17 protein-coding genes are annotated in these 16,330 nt (G+C 68.6%); 10 read left to right on the top strand and 7 right to left on the bottom strand.

Going from position 1 to position 16,330, the window contains the following annotated elements:
• Positions 1–2: 2 nt before the first annotated feature.
• The 5 genes from AMYAL_RS0143005 (at position 3) to AMYAL_RS0142985 (ending at position 4,290) form a co-directional block, all read left to right on the top strand.
• Positions 3–1,175: an acyl-CoA dehydrogenase family protein gene (locus AMYAL_RS0143005; RefSeq protein WP_026467927.1), complete on the top strand. Its 1,173-nt coding sequence runs from the start codon at positions 3–5 to the stop codon at positions 1,173–1,175.
• Entirely contained in the window at positions 1,172–2,086 is a 915-nt protein-coding gene (locus AMYAL_RS0143000) for a bifunctional MaoC family dehydratase N-terminal/OB-fold nucleic acid binding domain-containing protein (protein WP_020637501.1), read from the top strand. The genes AMYAL_RS0143005 and AMYAL_RS0143000 overlap by 4 nt, the downstream gene beginning before the upstream one ends.
• Entirely contained in the window at positions 2,083–2,478 is a 396-nt protein-coding gene (locus tag AMYAL_RS0142995) for a MaoC family dehydratase (RefSeq protein WP_020637500.1), read from the top strand. The genes AMYAL_RS0143000 and AMYAL_RS0142995 overlap by 4 nt, the downstream gene beginning before the upstream one ends.
• The gene (locus AMYAL_RS0142990; RefSeq protein ID WP_020637499.1) at positions 2,478–3,647 is read left to right on the top strand and encodes a lipid-transfer protein; all 1,170 of its coding nucleotides are present in this window, start codon (positions 2,478–2,480) and stop codon (positions 3,645–3,647) included. The genes AMYAL_RS0142995 and AMYAL_RS0142990 overlap by 1 nt, the downstream gene beginning before the upstream one ends.
• Positions 3,648–3,720: 73 nt before the next feature.
• Positions 3,721–4,290: a DUF5134 domain-containing protein gene (locus AMYAL_RS0142985; protein ID WP_020637498.1), complete on the top strand. Its 570-nt coding sequence runs from the start codon at positions 3,721–3,723 to the stop codon at positions 4,288–4,290.
• A gap of 283 nt (positions 4,291–4,573) precedes the next feature.
• Here AMYAL_RS0142985 and AMYAL_RS0142980 read toward each other — a convergent pair whose 3' ends face one another.
• The 7 genes from AMYAL_RS0142980 to kstD all read right to left on the bottom strand — a co-directional run bounded on the left by AMYAL_RS0142980 (position 4,574) and on the right by kstD (position 11,064).
• Positions 4,574–5,029, bottom strand: coding sequence for a riboflavin kinase (locus AMYAL_RS0142980; RefSeq protein ID WP_020637497.1), 456 nt, complete (start codon positions 5,027–5,029; stop codon positions 4,574–4,576).
• A gap of 273 nt (positions 5,030–5,302) precedes the next feature.
• Entirely contained in the window at positions 5,303–6,052 is a 750-nt protein-coding gene (locus AMYAL_RS0142975) for a class I SAM-dependent methyltransferase (RefSeq protein ID WP_020637496.1), read from the bottom strand.
• A 52-nt stretch (positions 6,053–6,104) separates the two neighbouring features.
• Positions 6,105–6,968, bottom strand: coding sequence for a MaoC/PaaZ C-terminal domain-containing protein (locus tag AMYAL_RS0142970; RefSeq protein WP_020637495.1), 864 nt, complete (start codon positions 6,966–6,968; stop codon positions 6,105–6,107).
• Positions 6,969–6,978: 10 nt separating this feature from the next.
• Positions 6,979–8,004 carry a ferredoxin--NADP reductase gene (locus AMYAL_RS0142965; RefSeq protein WP_020637494.1) on the bottom strand — a complete coding sequence of 342 codons (1,026 nt, stop codon included), beginning with the start codon at positions 8,002–8,004 and terminating at the stop codon, positions 6,979–6,981.
• Positions 8,001–8,261 (bottom strand): hypothetical protein, encoded by a 261-nt coding sequence (locus AMYAL_RS0142960; protein ID WP_020637493.1) that lies wholly within the window; start codon positions 8,259–8,261, stop codon positions 8,001–8,003. The genes AMYAL_RS0142965 and AMYAL_RS0142960 overlap by 4 nt, the downstream gene beginning before the upstream one ends.
• On the bottom strand, positions 8,258–9,397 hold the full coding sequence (locus AMYAL_RS0142955; protein ID WP_020637492.1) for a 3-ketosteroid-9-alpha-monooxygenase, oxygenase component: 1,140 nt from the start codon (positions 9,395–9,397) through the stop codon (positions 8,258–8,260). The genes AMYAL_RS0142960 and AMYAL_RS0142955 overlap by 4 nt, the downstream gene beginning before the upstream one ends.
• The gene (kstD, locus tag AMYAL_RS0142950; RefSeq protein WP_020637491.1) at positions 9,394–11,064 is read right to left on the bottom strand and encodes a 3-oxosteroid 1-dehydrogenase; all 1,671 of its coding nucleotides are present in this window, start codon (positions 11,062–11,064) and stop codon (positions 9,394–9,396) included. Before kstD ends, AMYAL_RS0142955 begins: the two co-directional genes overlap by 4 nt.
• A gap of 99 nt (positions 11,065–11,163) precedes the next feature.
• Between kstD and AMYAL_RS0142945 the strand changes: the two genes are divergently transcribed.
• The 5 genes from AMYAL_RS0142945 to hsaB are packed head-to-tail and all read left to right on the top strand — an operon-like array spanning position 11,164 to position 16,306.
• Positions 11,164–12,762, top strand: coding sequence for an FAD-binding protein (locus AMYAL_RS0142945; RefSeq protein ID WP_020637490.1), 1,599 nt, complete (start codon positions 11,164–11,166; stop codon positions 12,760–12,762).
• 43 nt (positions 12,763–12,805) lie between these two features.
• Positions 12,806–13,981, top strand: a complete 1,176-nt coding sequence (gene hsaA / locus AMYAL_RS0142940; protein ID WP_020637489.1) for a 3-hydroxy-9,10-secoandrosta-1,3,5(10)-triene-9,17-dione monooxygenase oxygenase subunit — start codon at positions 12,806–12,808, stop codon at positions 13,979–13,981.
• Complete coding sequence (gene hsaD, locus AMYAL_RS0142935) at positions 13,981–14,829, top strand: 4,5:9,10-diseco-3-hydroxy-5,9,17-trioxoandrosta-1(10),2-diene-4-oate hydrolase (RefSeq protein ID WP_020637488.1); 849 nt, start codon at positions 13,981–13,983, stop codon at positions 14,827–14,829. The genes hsaA and hsaD overlap by 1 nt, the downstream gene beginning before the upstream one ends.
• Positions 14,829–15,743 (top strand): iron-dependent extradiol dioxygenase HsaC, encoded by a 915-nt coding sequence (gene hsaC / locus AMYAL_RS0142930; RefSeq protein ID WP_020637487.1) that lies wholly within the window; start codon positions 14,829–14,831, stop codon positions 15,741–15,743. Before hsaD ends, hsaC begins: the two co-directional genes overlap by 1 nt.
• Positions 15,740–16,306 carry a 3-hydroxy-9,10-secoandrosta-1,3,5(10)-triene-9,17-dione monooxygenase reductase subunit gene (gene hsaB, locus AMYAL_RS0142925; RefSeq protein WP_020637486.1) on the top strand — a complete coding sequence of 189 codons (567 nt, stop codon included), beginning with the start codon at positions 15,740–15,742 and terminating at the stop codon, positions 16,304–16,306. Before hsaC ends, hsaB begins: the two co-directional genes overlap by 4 nt.
• Positions 16,307–16,330: the final 24 nt, after the last annotated feature.

The following is a 16,330-nucleotide window of genomic DNA, read 5'->3' as shown; positions in this document are numbered from 1 at the left end:
AGATGCTGATCGAACTGACCACGGCGCAACACCAGCTGCGCGCCGAACTGCGAAAGTACTTCGCCGGTTTGGTGAGCGCCGACGAGCGGCGCGCGATGCTGCGGGAGCGGCACGGACCGGTGTACCGCGAGATCGTGCGGCGGATGGGCCGTGACGGCTGGCTCGGCGTCGGCTGGCCGGAACAGTACGGCGGCCGGGGTTTCGGCGAGATCGAGCAACACCTCTTCGTCGACGAAGCCGCCCGTGCCGACGTCCAGCTGCCGTCGGTGACCCTGCAGACCGTCGGGCCCACGTTGCAGGCGTTCGGCACCGAGGAACAGAAATCGCTGTTCCTGCCCAAGATCCTCGCGGGCGAGGTGCACTTCGCCATCGGCTACACCGAGCCCGACGCGGGAACGGACCTCGCGTCGCTGCGGACCACCGCCGTACGCGAGGGCGACGAGTACGTCGTCAACGGCCAGAAGACCTTCACCACCGGCGGGCACGACGCCGACTACCTCTGGCTCGCCGTCCGGACCACGCCGGACGCGCCGAAACACAAGGGGATCTCGATCCTCATCGTGGACACACGGGATCCCGGCTACTCGTGGACGCCCATCATCACCTGCGACGGCGCGCACCACGTGAACGCCACCTACTACTCGGACGTCCGCGTGCCCGCGAACATGCTGGTGGGCAAGGAGAACGAGGGCTGGCGGCTGATCACCACCCAGCTGAACCACGAACGCGTCATGCTCGGCCCGGCCGGGCGGATCGGCGGTCTCCACGACCGCGTCCGCGACTGGGCGGCGTCGAGGAAGGCGCCGGACGGCACACCGCTGCTCCAGCTGCCCGACGTCCGCGGCGTGCTCGCGGAAGCCCTGGCGGCCGCCAGGGTCAACGAACTGCTGAACTGGCAGGTCGCGGCGTCGTCGGCGACCGGACCGGTGGCGGTGGCCGACGCTTCGGCCACCAAGATCTTCGGTTCCGAACGCATCCAGCGGCTGGCCAGGGGACTGGAGGAGATCGTGGCGCGACACGGCGATCAGGCCGACGCCGAAACCGAGGACCTGGCGCGATGGCTGGACGTGGTGGCCAAACGCAATCTGGTGCTGACCTTCGGCGGCGGCGTCAACGAGATCCAGCGCGAGCTGATCGCGACCGCCGGACTCGGCCTGCCGAGGGTGCCGCGATGAGCATCCAGGAAGCCGCCGAACGCATCGCCGCACAAGGGGAATCCGAGCCGAGGGCCGCCCGTGACGCGGTCAACCAGGCGATGGTGAACAACTGGGTCGAAGCCATCGGCGACCGCAACCCGGTGTACGTCGACGAAGAGTTCGCCGCCCAGAGTGTCCACAAGGGACTCGTCGCGCCACCCGCGATGGCGCAGGTGTGGACGATGGGCGGGCTGCACTGGACCAGGGCGTCGGACGATCCGCTCGGCGCGATGATGGAGGTCCTCGACGAAGCCGGGTTCACCTCGGTCGTCGCGACCAACTCCGAGCAGAACTACTTCCGGTATCTGCGCCACGGTGAGCGGGTCGAGGCGACCGCGAAACTCGAAAGCGTCGTCGGCCCGAAACGCACCGCGCTGGGCGAAGGCTGGTTCGTGACCACGAAAACCACCTGGTACGTCGGTGACGAGGCTGTCGCGGACATGGTGTTCCGGGTGCTGAAGTTCCGCCCGCCGGGCGCCGAACCCGCCAAGCAGACGGCCCCGGTCCTGCGGCCGGTGATCAGCAAGGACACCGAGTTCTTCTGGGCCGGTCTGCGCGAAGGGGAGCTGCGGATCCAGCGCTGGGGCGAGACCCTGCGGCATCCGCCGGGTCCCATGCCGCCGGACGGCGACCTCGACGCCAAACCGGACTACGTCGTCGCGTGCGGACGCGGCACGGTCTACAGCTACGTGGTCCACCACCATCCGAAGGTGCCCGGCAAGGATGTGCCGTTCGTGGTCGCGCTCGTCGAACTGGAGGAGGGCGTCCGGGTGATGGGCGAGCTGCTCGGCGCCGACCCCGAGTCCGTCCACATCGGACTATCCGTGGAAGCGGCCTTCGTGAAGATCGACGAGGAACTGACGTTGCCCGCTTGGAGGGTCGCGCGATGAAAGACTGTTCGGTCGGCACCGAGCTGCCGCCGCTGACGATCGAGGCCACCCCGACCTTCGTGGTGAGCACCGCGCTGGCGACACGGGATTTCCAGGATGTCCACCATGACCGCGATGCCGCCGTGCGGCGCGGGTCGAAGGACATCTTCCTCAACATCCTCACCGACACCGGCCTGGTGCAGCGGTTCGTCACCGACTGGGCGGGACCGGAGGCGTTCGTGCGGTCGATCAAGATCCGGCTCGGTGTGCCCTGCTACGCCGGTGACACTCTGACTTTCACCGGCCGGGTGACGGAACGCGACGGTGACGACGTGGTGATCGCGGTGTCCGGAGTGGACGGTCTCGGCGAACATGTGGTGGGCACCGTGGCGATCACGCTGGGAGGCGAGTGATGACCCTGTCCGGACGGGCGGCGATCGCCGGGATCGGCGCGACGGAGTTCTCCAAGGATTCGGGGCGCAGCGAGCTTCGTTTGGCGGCGGAGGCGGTCTCGGCGGCGCTGGCCGACGCGGGCCTTGAAGCGTCCGATGTGGACGGTCTGGTGTCGTTCACCATGGACGGCAACAGCGAGATCGCCGTGGCGCGGGAACTCGGCATCCCCGAACTCAAGTTCTTCAGCCGGATCCACTACGGCGGCGGCGCGGCGGCGGCGACCGTGCAGCAGGCCGCGATGGCCGTCGCGACCGGCGTCGCGGACGTCGTCGTCGCGTACCGGGCTTTCAACGAACGGTCCGGGATGCGGTTCGGGCAGGTGTCCTCGGCCGCGGCGGGACAGGTGAACTCCTCCGGCGTCGACAACGCGTTCCATTACCCGATGGGGATCGCGACGCCCGCCGCGACCGTCGCCATGCTCGCCCGGCGCTACATGCACGAGTACGGCGCGACCAGCGAGGACTTCGGCCGGGTGGCCGTCATCGACCGCGCCCGCGCGGCGACGAACCCGAAGGCCTGGTTCTACGGCAAGCCGATCACGCTCGAAGAGCATCAGGCGTCCCGCTGGGTCGCCGAACCGCTGCACCTGCTGGACTGCTGTCAGGAGAGCGACGGCGGGGTCGCCCTGGTGATCACCAGCGCCGAACGGGCGCGCGACCTGCCGCACCGGCCCGCCGTGATCGCGGCGGCCGCGCAGGGGAGTGGTCCGGACCAGTACGTGATGACCAGCTACTACCGCGACGATCTCCCGGCGCTGCCCGAGATGGGCGTCGTGGGGCGGCAGCTGTGGGAGCAGTCCGGGCTCGGGCCCGGTGACATGGATCTCGCCGTGCTGTACGACCACTTCACCCCTTATGTCCTGATGCAGCTTGAGGAACTCGGCTTCTGCGGGAAGGGCGAGGCCAAGGACTTCATCGGCGGTGGCACCCTGGAACTCGACGGGAAACTCCCGCTCAACCCGCACGGCGGGCAGCTGGGGGAGGCCTACATCCACGGGATGAACGGGATCGCCGAAGGGGTCCGGCAGTTGCGGGGCGACGCCGTCAACCAGGTCGACGGGGCCGCGCGGGTGCTCGTGACCGCCGGAACCGGCGTACCTACGAGCGGACTGGTCTTGACCGCGGGCTGAGATCACCTCAATGCCCGCTGGTGTACTAGTGCGCCACCTGAGACGGTGAGAGGCATACCGGCCAGGAGGTGACATGTCTGGACCACTCGTCGTCGCGTGGGCCCTGACCGCGGTGTTCGCCGCGCTGGTCCTGCCGTGCGTGCTGAGACTCGTCCGGCTGGACTACGGCCGCCATGGCGCGGCCGTCCGCAACGGAGATCTGGCCGAACTGCTGCTCGTCGTCGGCATGGTCGCGATGCTGTCCCCGGTCGGCGGCCCCATTCCCGCCGCGGGCTGGCAGGCGGTACTCGCCCTGACGGCGGGCTGGTTCGCCGTCTCGTGGTGGAAGGGACGGCGGTCCGGGCACGCCTCCTGCGGGCATCACGCGGTCTCCGCCACCGCGATGCTGTTCATGGTGACGTTCATGCCGCACAGCGAGGTCTCGCACGGTCCGTGGCTGGTGATGTCCGGCCCCGGCGGCGTTTCGGCGCTGTGGCTTTCGCTGGTCTTCGGTGCGGTGGCCGCGTATTTCGCGGTGGACGCGGTGCGCGCCGGTGTCCTGGCGGCGCGGGGAACCGCGGGCGAGGGTCAGGTCTCGCGCCGCGTGTGCCGGGTGATCATGGGCGCCGGGATGGGCTACATGCTCATCGGCGCGGCCCTCTGACGGGCACTCAGAGGACTAAACGCGCCGTGTGTGGCGTCCCGCATGTTGCGAAAGCCACTTTCGAGACACTCAACGTTGCGAAAGTGGCTTTCACAACGTCCGCGACAGACTAGGCCGGATGTAGCGAAGGCCTCCTTGCCTACCCTGAAGGTAGTGAAGGAGGCCTTCACTACATGGGCTGGCGTGCACGGGGTGAGCCAGACCAAGGAGGCGTGTCGCGAAAGCCACTTTCGAGACACCAGGCGTCGCGAAAGTGGCTTTCGCGACACGTGCGCCCGGCAGCTCAGGCGGCGATCCGGCGCACGACCCCGTCCTCGGCGCTGCCCGCGTCCGGCAGGTCCTCGGCCGGGTTGTCCGCGGCCCACTTGCCCGCGTCGGCGATGTCCTTGTCGAGCGCGGTGATCAGCGCCTCCGACGACGGGTACGCCTTCTGCTCCCGCAGGTGGTGCCCGAGCCACACGGTCAGCACCTCGCCGTAGAGGTCGCCGCTGAAGTCCAGCAGATGCGCCTCGACGAGCCGGTAGCCGTCCGCGCCGTAGTACGTCGGCCGCCTGCCGACCGAGACCGCGGCCGCGATCCGCGTGCCGTCGGCGCGTTCGGCCCAGCCCGCCCACACTCCGTCGCCGACCTGGCCGTCCTGGTCGCGCAGCGCGATGTTGGCGGTCGGGAAGCCCAGTTCCCTGCCCCGCTGATCGCCCTTCTCCACCTGGCCACGGACCACGAAGTACTCCGCCGTCATGCCGCCCCCGTCCTCGCTGTCACGAAAGCCATGAATACCACGCCTCGCAGCGGAGGTCGACCGCCGTCCACGCGGCGAGAGCCGTCCATTGTGTACTGAATCACGTGGTGAACCCGCGTCCGCGATCGACGTCGGCAGGACGCTGCCTGGTCATCTACGTCACGATGCCCGTACAGGGCGTCCTGCCACCGCGATAGCGGGGCCTTCGGCCGGGGCGGGTTCAGGCATGGCGTCCTTTGCCGGGGCACCTCTCAGCTCCGCCACCTGGCGCGGTCACGTAGTGACGAGCCGGTATCCCAGGTCGAGTTCCGTCCGGCCCAGCAGGCCGACGTGATGCCGGTGCCAGTGCCCGTCGGCGAGGTCGGCGCGCAACCGGCCGACGGCGTCGGCGACGACGTTCTGGTCCAGCAGCGCCACACCGGACATCCCCGCGCGCACCCGCTCGGACAGGTAGGCCTCCGGCCTGCGCCAATACGCGCCGAGGAACCCGTCGACGCAGTCCGAGGGCACCGGAAGGGGTGCCACCGTCGGCGTCTCGCCCGCCGCGCTCAGTTCCTCGACGATCCTGTCGAGGCAGGCGAGCCGGCTCTCGTGCTCGGCGATCTCCGGCAGGTAGTCCCGCACCAGCCAGAACCGCGCGAACACCGCCTGGTCCCAGGTCACGATCACCTGGCGGCGCGACACCCGCCGCAACTCGGCCAGCCCGGCGGTCACGTCCGTCCAGTGGTGCACGGTGAGCACCGCCAGGGCGGCGTCGAAGGCACCGTCGGGGAAGGGCAGTCCTTCCGCGCAGGCCTGGACGGCGGCGGCCGCGGTGGCCGGACGCTGCGCGATCATCCGCGAAGACGGCTCGACGGCGACCACGTCGCGATCACCCGGCTCGTAGGAACCGGCTCCGGCGCCGACGTTGACCACCGAGCGCGCGTCGCCGAGAGCGGCTGTCACGGCGGCCGCGATCCGGGGGTCCGGACGTCTTGATCGCGCGTAGTCCCGGCCGAGTTCGGCATAGGGGTCCGAGATCAAGGGGCGCACCCGGCCGAGTCTAGCCAGACCCGCTACCAGCGGGAACGATGATTCAGTCTGTCGTGGTCAAGAAAGTGTCGGAAAGAACGGGAGCCTCGTCCCGATCCGGCGCCGTCGTCGTGATCAGCAGCCCGGCGGGCTCACGCCAAACGCGGGTCCGCAGCGGCTCGCCGGGGAAGACGACGCCGGCGAACTTGGCCGAGAACGACGCGACGCGGGAGGTGTCGCCGTCGAGGAACTCGTCGGTGACGGCCTTCGCGATGACGCCGTAAGTGCACAGGCCGTGCAGGATCGGCTTGTCGAACCCGGACGCCGCGGCGAACGCGGGATCGGCGTGCAGGGGATTGCGGTCCCCGCAGAGCCGGTAGAGCAGCGCCTGCTGCGGCAACGTCGGGGTGTCGATGACCGCGTCCGGCTCCCGCGACGGGAGCTCGACGCGATCGGACGGGCCGCGTTCGCCGCCGAAACCCCCTTCGCCACGGGCGAAAATACTCGACCGCAGTGTCCACAGTGGAGTTCCGCCGGAGTCGGTGGCGACCGTCTCGTTCACGATCACGGCCGCCTTGCCCTTGTCGAAGACGTCGACGATCCGCGTCCGCGCCACGGCCTTGCCCGACGTCGGGATCGGCCGGTGCGCGATGACCTCCTGCTTGCCGTGCAGCACCTTCCCGAGGTCGACCTCGACGCCGGGGAAGGAGACCGCGGGTGGTTCGAACACGCGCAGGTTCGCCGCCACGGTGGCGAACGTCGGCAGTACCTGGAGGCCGTCCTCGTAGGTGTAGCGCAGCTCCCGCGGGCTCATCGGATCCGATCCGGCGCCCAGGGCCAGGTGGTAGAGCTGCACGTCCGACGCGGTCCAGGCGAAGCTCACCTCGCCGAGGTCGGCGCCGATCGCGACCGAAGGATCGATGGGCACGGGAGAACTCCTACTCGTAGGTGACGGTGACCTCGTCGGTCAGCGGCAGGGACTGGCACGCCAGCACGATGCCTTCGGCGATGTCGTCGCCGTCGAGGACCTCGTTGTGCAGCATCTTCACCTCGCCGGAGGTGATCCGGCAGGCGCAGGCGCTGCACTGGCCCTCGCGGCAGGAATACGGCGCGTCGAAACCCTTTTCCAGCAACAGGTCCAGCAGTTTCGTCCGGCGCGGCCAGTCGAGCTTCCTGGTCTCGCCGTCGAGAGTGACTTCGACCGCCGCAGGGCTCTCGGCCTCTTCGACGGCGACGGGCTCGGCCACCTCGAACGGATTCCCGCCGAGGGACAGGAACCGCTCCAGGTGGATGCGTTTGCGCGGCAGCCCGAGCTCCTTGAGTACCGTGCGCGCGGCGTCCATGAACGGACCAGGGCCGCAGATGAACGCCTCGTGCGCGGTGTACGGCGACACCAGCGCGCGCAGATGCGCCTCGGTCGGCAGCCCTTGCAGGCTCTCCAGCCAGTGCAGCACGACCAGCCGGTCCGCGTGCTTCGTGGCGAGGTCCGTGAGTTCCTTCGCGAAGATGACCGACGCTTCGTCGCGATTGGCGTAGAGCAGGACCACCCTGCCGGTCCCGTGCTCCAGCGCGGACTTGAGGATCGACATCACCGGCGTGATGCCGCTGCCACCCGCGAGCAGCAGGAAGTCCTCGTCGAGCGACGCGGGACTGAATACCCCGGCCGGCGGCAGGACCTGGACCTCCTGGCCCGCCTGGAGGTTGTCGCAGAGCCAGTTCGAGCCGTAGCCGTCGGCGGTGCGTTTGACGGTGACCTGGACGCGGTTCTCGTGTGGCGCGCTGGAGAGCGAGTAGCAGCGGGCCACCGATCCGGTCCGCTCGCTCGGCACCCGGACGGTGAGGAACTGCCCTGGCGTGTATGCGAAAACGGAGGCGTGCTCGGCCGGGATCTCGAACACGATCGAGCGCGCGTCGGCGGTCTCGGTGATCACCTCGGCCACGGTCACGGTGACGGGACCGCTCATTCGGGCACCTCCAGCAGGCCGTCCTTCAAGGCGATCTCGATGCTTTCGCTGAGATTGCCGCAGGTGTCGAGCAACGCCGTCTGCGCTCCGGCGGCCTTCTGCTCCGCGAACACCGGGCAGCTCCGTGACGCGTCGCTCGTCCACTGGATGCTGGTGTGCTGCATGCTGTTCTTCTTGACCAGCACGCACGTCCCGCACGAGCGGCAGTTCAGCGGCCGCAGCCCGGCGGTGAGGAACTCGACGGTTTCGGGCTTCACACCCCGGCCTCTTCCGCCTGCTGCCTCGCCAGGTTGTCGGCCACCTCCGCCGCCCAGACCTCGTTGGCGCGGCTGGTGTCCACTTCGAACTCGAAGCGCTGGGTCATGTCCTCGGTGACGTCGGCGGCGTCCACATAGAACTGGTCGTACCAGCGACGCAGCTGGTAGACCGGCCCGTCCTCTTCGCACAGCAACGGGTTGTCGATCCGGGTCTTGTTGCGCCAGATCTCCACGTCCTGCAGGAAGCCGACGCCGATGCCCTTGGCGAACTTGCCGGCGATCTTGTCCGCGTGCTCGTCGGAGACGCCCTCGAACTTCTTCACGCTCACGCCCCACTGCAGCACGAACGAGTTCTCGGTGACCGGGTAGTGGCAGTTGATCAGCACGTTCTCGATCTCGAAACCCTGGTATGTGTTGAGCAGCTTGTTGATCATGTACGAGGGCCCGAAGTACGACGCCTCCGACCGCAGCAGGTTCTCCTCGCCGCCGTAGTTGGACGCCATTCCCTTGTCCGGGCGGCCCTTCGTGTTCAGGTACTGGGTGGCGACATGCCCCTCGAACACGTTCTTGAAGTAGGTCGGGAAGGCGTAGTGGATGTAGAAGAAGTGCGCCATGTCGACCATGTTGTCGATGATCTCGCGGCAGTTGGAGCCCTCGATCAGCACCGAGTCCCAGGTCCAGTTGCTCCACTCGCCGGTGAACACGCCCTCGATCCGCGGGATGACGACGTCCTCGGGCGGCGGGTTGCCCTCCGGGTCGTGCCAGACGAACAGCTGCTTGTTCTCCTCCAGCACCTGCCACGTCTTCGTCCGCGCGCGCAGCGGAACCCGCTTGGCGTAGGGGATCGAGACGCATTTGCCGTTGCCGTTCCAGCGCCAGTCGTGGAACGGGCAGGCGATCTCGTCGCCCTTGACCTCGCCCTGGGTGAGGTCGCCGCCCATATGGCGGCAGTACCCGTCGAGCACGTTCAGCTTGCCGGACGAATCGGCGAAGACCACCAGTTTCGTCCCGAACGCCGTGATGGCGTGCGGCTTCCCGTCCCGGAACGACTCGGCCAGGCCGAGACAGTGCCAGCCGCGCGCGAACCGCGAAGGGAGCGCGCCCGCGTCGATCTGCCGTACGGATTCCGTCGTCATCGGCTGCCTCCCGTTTGACCGTGATCTTGCTTCGCGAGGTGCTCGGCCGCAAGGTAGCCGAACACCATCGCCGGGCCGATCGTCGCGCCGGGGCCGGCGTAGGTGCGGCCCATCACCGCCGCGCTCGTGTTGCCCGCCGCGTAAAGTCCGTCGATCACCGAACCGTCTTCGCGCAGGACACGCGCGTGCGGATCGGTCCGCAAACCGCCCTTGGTGCCCAGGTCGCCGGGCACGATCTTCACCGCGTAGTACGGCGCGACGTCCAGCGGGCCCAGGCTCGGGTTGGGCTTGTTCCGCGGGTCGCCGTAGTAGTGGTCGTACGCGCTGCGCCCGCGGTGGAAGTCCTCGTCCACGCCGCTCTTCGCGAAGCCGTTGAACCGCCGCACGGTGTTCTCCAGCGCTTCGGCCGGGACCTCGATCCGCTCGGCGAGTTTCGCGATCGTGCTCGCTTTGACCGCGATGCCCGCTTTGAACCACCGGCCGGGTAGTGGCTGGCGCGGGCCGAGGCCGGTGAACATGTACCGGTTGCGGTTGCGCTGGTCGAACACCAGCCAGGTCGGGATGTTCTCGCCGGGTCCGTCACCTTCGCCGTACATCGCGTGTACTGCCTCGACATAGGGCGCAGACTCGTTGACGAAGCGCTCGCCCCGCGTGTTGACCATCAGGCAGCCCGGCCGCGACCGCTCGGCGAGCGCGAACCACGGGCCGCCGGTCAGCGGGATGGACGGGCCCCACCAGGCGTCGTCCATCAGGTCGACGGCCGCGCCGAGTTTGAGCCCGGCGTCGATGGCGTCGCCGGTGTTGGCCTCGGCGCCGACGGTCCAGTCCGTGCCGATGGGCGCCCGCTGGTACTTGACCCGCATCTCTTCGTTGCGCTCGAACCCGCCCGCGCCGAGGACGACGCCGAGCCGCGCGCGGATCAGCTTCTCCTCGCCCTCGTGGCGGACGACGACGCCGACCACGCGATCGCCCTCGACCTTCAGGTCCACGAGCGGCGTGTTCAGCCAGACCGGGACATCCGCCCGCCGCAAACCCTCACGCAGCCCGGCCGCAAGCGCTTGCCCCATGGAAAGAAGCCGCTGACGGCGGATCCGGCCGACCAGCCAGCGGCCACCGAGACCGAGGACGCGGAGGATGCCGCGCGGGTGCCGGGCGAGCAGGCTCAGCCACCGGTAGTCCGCCTGGGTGATCGGGACGCCCAGCGGGGGAGCGCTGTACGGCGGCTCCAGATTCGCCAGCTCCGGCCCGAGCAGGTTGCCGTCGAACGCGGCCGGTTCGACCGACCGTCCACCGGGCCGCCCGCCAGGAGCCTCCGGGTGGTAGTCCGAGTAACCGCGGACCCAGCGGAAACGCAGCGGCGTCTTGTCGCAGACGAAGGACAAGACCTCGGGACCGCGGTCGAGGAAGGCCGACCGGAGTTCCGCCGGGACGACGTCACCGACGATCGACTCGAGGTATTCGTGCGCCCGCTCCGGGGGTTCGGAGATCCCGGCGGCACGCAGCGCGTGGTTGCCAGGGATCCAGACGCCGCCGCCGGACCGCGCGGTCGAGCCGCCGAAGTGGGCGGCCTTCTCCACGACCAGGACGTCGAGCCCCCGATGGGCCGCGGACAGTGCGGCGGTCATCCCGGCGGCACCACTGCCCGCCACGATCACGTCGTAGTCCATACGCCCCTCACCTGAAACACGTTGTAGGAAGCATGTGGCAGCATCTGCGCTGCTCCAGTCACCATAGACGAGAACGTGTTCTAGTTCTAGGGTGGGGTCATGGACTCCCTCGTCGCGGATGTGGTGATCGTGGGCTTCGGGGCGGCCGGCGCCTGTGCGGCGATCGAAGCCGCCGACGCCGGGGCCAAGGTGCTCATCCTGGAGCGGTTTTCCGGCGGTGGCGCGAGCGCCGTCAGTGGAGGTGTCGTCTACGCCGGCGGCGGGTCGGCGCAGCAGCGGGACGCGGGCGTCGACGACAGTGTCGACGCGATGTACGACTACCTGCGGCTCGAGGTCGGCGACGTCGTTTCCGAGGAGACCCTGCGGCGGTTCTGCGCGGGGAGTACGGAGATGATCTCCTGGCTGGAGGGCAACGGCGTGCCCTTCGAGGGCAGTCTCTGTCCCTATAAGACGTCGTATCCGAGCGACAAGCACTATCTGTACTACTCGGGCAGCGAGGCGGCGGGCGGCTTCCGTGATGCGGCCAAGCCCGCGCCGCGCGGGCATCGGGTCAAAGGTCCGGGGACCTCCGGCAAGCTGCTGATGAAACGACTGGCCGAGGCGGTCCGGCGGCGCGGCATCCAGGTGCTGCCGCAGACTGCGGCTCGAAATCTGATCGTGGACACCGACGGGAGCGTGACCGGTGTCGTCGTGTCCACCCTGCGGGACGCGCCCGCGCGTGTGCGGGCGACGCATCGGAAGCTGGCCGCGTACGCCGCGAAGCCGGGGATCTACGTGCCATCGTTGCGGAAGTCGCTGCATCGGCGGGTGGAGCGCATCGAACGTCGCTACGGCCGTGAGCTGCGGATTTCCGCCTCGCGCGGGGTTGTGCTCGCGGCGGGCGGGTTCATCGCGAACCGCGAGATGGTGCGTGAGCACGCTCCCGCGTATCGCGGAGGCCTGGCGCTCGGGACCTCCGCCGACGACGGATCCGGGATCCGGATGGGGGTCGAGGCGGGCGGGGCCACCGCGGAACTCGGGCGGATCTCCGCCTGGCGGTTCATCACCCCGCCGTCGGCGTTCCTCGGCGGCCTGCTCGTGAGCAAGACGGGCGGCCGGATCATCGACGAATCCCGGTACGGCGCGGCCGTCGGCGAACGCATGATCACCGAACACGAAGGGCGCGGCTGGCTGCTGGTCGACGACGCCATCGTCGGTGAGGTGCGCCGTGACGCGCGGAAGCAAAGTCAATGGTTCCAAGGACTTCAGGTGCGCTACCTGCTGCGGCAACGCGTCGTCGCGGGCTCGCTCGAAGACGTCGCGCGCAAGGCCGGGGTGGATCCCGCCGGGCTGGCCGCCAGTGTCGAAGCCTCGCGCTCGGGTGCGGATCCGATGGGCAAACCCCCGGAATTCGCGCGTCCGCTGGATCAGGCGCCGTACTCGCTGATCGACGTCTCGATCAAGCCGAACCTGGGCTACCCGTGCCCGATGCTGACGCTGGGCGGCCTGGTCGTGGACGAGGAGACCGGCGCGGTTCGTTCTGGCGCGGGTGTCCCGATCCGCGGTCTGTACGCGGCGGGCCGGACCGCGGTGGGAATCTGTTCTAGGTCCTATGTGAGCGGTCTGTCGCTGGCCGACTGCGTGTTTTCCGGGCGGCGTGCGGGAGCGCACAGTGCCCTCGACCGGGGATCGGTCGACAAAAACGAGAACGTGTTCTAGTCTTGGATCCGGTTCACGGAGTACGGCGAGAGAGGGAACGCATATGAGCGAGCACGCCGCGCAGGACGTGATCGCGGGGATCCGGGAGCTGCTGCCGGTCCTGCGGGAACGCGCGCAGGAGGCGGAGGACGCCAGGCGCGTTCCCGAGGCATCCGTCAAATCCTTGCAGGAGACCGGATTCTTCAAACTCCTGCAGCCGAAGACCTTCGGTGGTCTCGAAGCCGACCCGGTCAGCTTCTACACCGCGGTCAAACTCGTCGCGAGCGCGTGCGGGTCCACGGGCTGGGTCGCCTCCATCCTCGGCGTCCACCCGTGGCACCTCGGCCTGTTCGAGGCGCAGGCGCAGCAGGACGTCTGGGGCGACGACGTCGATGTCCGGATCTCCTCGTCGTACGCGCCGATGGGCAAGGCGGACGTCGTCGACGGCGGCTACCGGCTCAGCGGGCGCTGGAGTTTCTCCTCCGGCTGCGACCACGCGACCTGGGTGCTGCTGGGCGGGCCGGTGTTCTCCGGCGGCAAGCCCGTCGACTTCTGCACCTACCTGGTGCCGATCTCCGACTACACGATCGAAGACGTCTGGGACACCGTGGGCCTGCGCGGCACCGGGTCCAACGACATCATCGTGAACGACGTCTTCGTCCCGAAACACCGCGCGCTCAGCTTCATCGCGACGTCGAAGTGCAAGACGCCGGGCCAGGAGATCAACCCCGGTCCGCTGTACAAGATGCCCTACGGTTCGGTGCATCCGAGCACGATCACCGCGCCGATCATCGGGATGGCGCAGGGTGCCTACGACGCGCACGTCGAGTATCAGGGCAAGCGGGTCCGCGCGGCGTACGCTGGTGAGCAGTCCAAAGAGGACCCGTTCGCCAAGGTGCGGATCGCCGAGGCGGCGAGCGAGATCGACGCGGCCTGGCTTCAGCTGACGCACAACATCGACGAGCTGTACCAGCTGGCGTGCCAGGGCGAGAAGCTGCCGTTCCCCACGCGGTTGCGGGTCCGTCGTGACCAGGTCCGCGGTACCGAGCGCGCGATCTTCGCGATCGACAGGCTCTTCGAGAACTCCGGTGGCCGTGCTCTGAAGGCCGGGACGCCGATCCAGCGCTTCTGGCGTGACGCCCACGCCGGCCGGGTGCACGCGGCGAACGACGCCGAGCGCGCGTACGTCATGTTCGGAACCGGCGCCTTCGGGCTGCCCGTCGAGAATGCGATGGTCTGATGACCGAAGGCAAGTACGTCACTGTCCAAGGTGGACTGAAGCTGCATTACCACGAAGCGGGCGTCGGGCATCCGGAGACGGTGATCCTCCTGCACGGCGGTGGTCCGGGCGCGTCGGCGTGGAGCAACTTCGGCCGTAACCTGCCGGTGTTCGGCAAGAACTACCGGACCTTGGCGATCGACCAGCCCGGTTTCGGTCGCTCGGACAAGCCGACCGAGCATCCGCAGTACTTCCGCCACAGTGCGGACGCCGTCGTCGGGCTGATGGACGAACTCGGCATCGAGCGGGCTCATTTCGTCGGCAACTCGCTCGGCGGCGGGGCTTCCGTGCGGCTCGCGCTCAACCATCCGAAACGCGCCGGACGGCTGGTCTTGATGGGGCCGGGTGGGCTGAGCGTCAATCTGTTCGCGCCCGATCCGACCGAGGGCATCAAGAACCTGGGCCGGTTCAGCGCCCCGCCGGGGCCGAGCCGCGAGAAGCTCGAAGCCTTCCTGCGGATCATGGTGCACGACCAGTCGCTGATCACCGAGGAACTGATCGACGAGCGGTTCGCCGTCGCGAGCGCGCCGGAGTCGCTCGCCGCGATGAAGGCGATGGGCAAGTCGTTCGCCCAGCCCGAAACCTACGAGGAGGGCATGCTCTGGCGTGAGGCGCATCGTCTCCGTCAGCGGGTGCTGCTCATCTGGGGGCGGGAGGACCGGGTCAACCCGATCGACGGAGCGCTCCTCGCGCTCAAGACGATCCCGCGTGCCCAGCTGCACGTGTTCGGCGGCTGCGGGCACTGGGCGCAGCTGGAGAAGTTCGACGAGTTCAACCGGCTGGCACTCGACTTCCTGGGAGCCTCCTGATGGGTATCCGTTCGCTCGCCTACCTGCGCATCGAAGCCACCGACATGGCCGCGTGGCGCGAATACGGGCTGAAGGTCCTCGGCATGGTCGAGGGTTCCGGCACGAATCCGGAAGCGCTCTACCTGCGCATGGACGATTTCCCGGCGCGGCTGGTGATCTTCCCCGGTGAACACGACAGGCTCGCCGTGGCGGGCTGGGAGGTCGCCACCGCCGGCGAACTCGACGAGATCCGGGACTCGCTGGACGCGCACTCCGTGCCGTACAAAGAAGGCACGCCGGATCAGCTGGCGGATCGCCGGGTCGACGGCCTGGTGTCCTTTGAGGACCCTTCCGGCAACACGCTCGAAGTATTCCACGGCGTCGCGCTGCAGCACCGGCGCGTGGTGAGTCCGTACGGCCACAAGTTCGTGACCGGTGAGCAAGGCCTCGGACACGTCGTACTGTCCACTCACGACGATGACGCGTCCCTGCGCTTCTATCGTGACGTGCTCGGGTTCCGGTTGCGGGACTCGATGAAACTGCCGCCGCAGATGGTCGGCAGGCCCGCCGACGGAGCGCCCGCGTGGCTGCGGTTCTTCGGCTGCAACCCGCGTCACCACAGCCTCGCGTTCCTCCCGATGCCGACCCCGAGCGGCATCGTGCATCTCATGGTCGAAGTGGAGAACACCGACGACGTCGGCCTCTGCCTCGACCGGGCCATCCGCCGGAAGGTGCCGATGTCGGCCACCCTCGGGCGGCACGTCAACGATCTGATGCTCTCGTTCTACATGAAGACCCCCGGCGGATTCGACGTCGAATACGGCTGCGAGGGAAGGCAAGTGGACGACGAGAGCTGGATCGCCCGAGAGAGTACGGCGGTTTCGTTGTGGGGACACGACTTTTCAGTCGGCGCCCGTCCGCCGGGTCAGTCGTGACCCCGGTGACGGAAGTCAGTTCTGACAGCGCTGCGGAGATCGATCCGGCACGGTTCCGCTCGGTGCTCGGGCACTTCTGCACCGGTGTCGCGGTGGTGACCGGGCACGACGGTACGGCGCCGGTGGGCTTCGCGTGCCAGTCGTTCGCGGCGCTCTCCCTCGATCCGCCGCTGGTGCTTTTCTGCCCCGCCAAGACTTCCCGGACATGGGCGGTCCTCGCCGAGTCCGGGCGGTTCGCCGTCAACGTGCTCGCCGAACATCAGGAGGACGTCAGCGCGGTGTTCGGCGCACGGGGCGCGGACAAGTTCGCGTCGGTCGACTGGGCGCCCGCTCCGTCCGGATCTCCTTTGCTGGCAGGGGCTTTGACATGGATCGACTGCACGCTCGAAGCCGTCCACGAAGCGGGTGATCACTACGTCATCGTCGGCAGGGTGACCGCGCTCGGGGAACCTTCCGACGATCGGCCGCTGCTGTTCCACCGCGGGCGGTACACGGTGACCGAACCGGTGACGGACGCGCTCGCCGCGTTGATGCCTTGGCCGCGTCCTGATGATTGGCTGTAAACGGATAACTGTATAAACGGATAA

Source organism: Amycolatopsis alba DSM 44262 (assembly GCF_000384215.1).
Taxonomy (GTDB): Bacteria; Actinomycetota; Actinomycetes; order Mycobacteriales; family Pseudonocardiaceae; genus Amycolatopsis; species Amycolatopsis alba.
The sequence above is the reverse complement of the archived record's forward strand: the minus strand, read 5'-3'. Positions and strand labels throughout refer to the sequence as shown.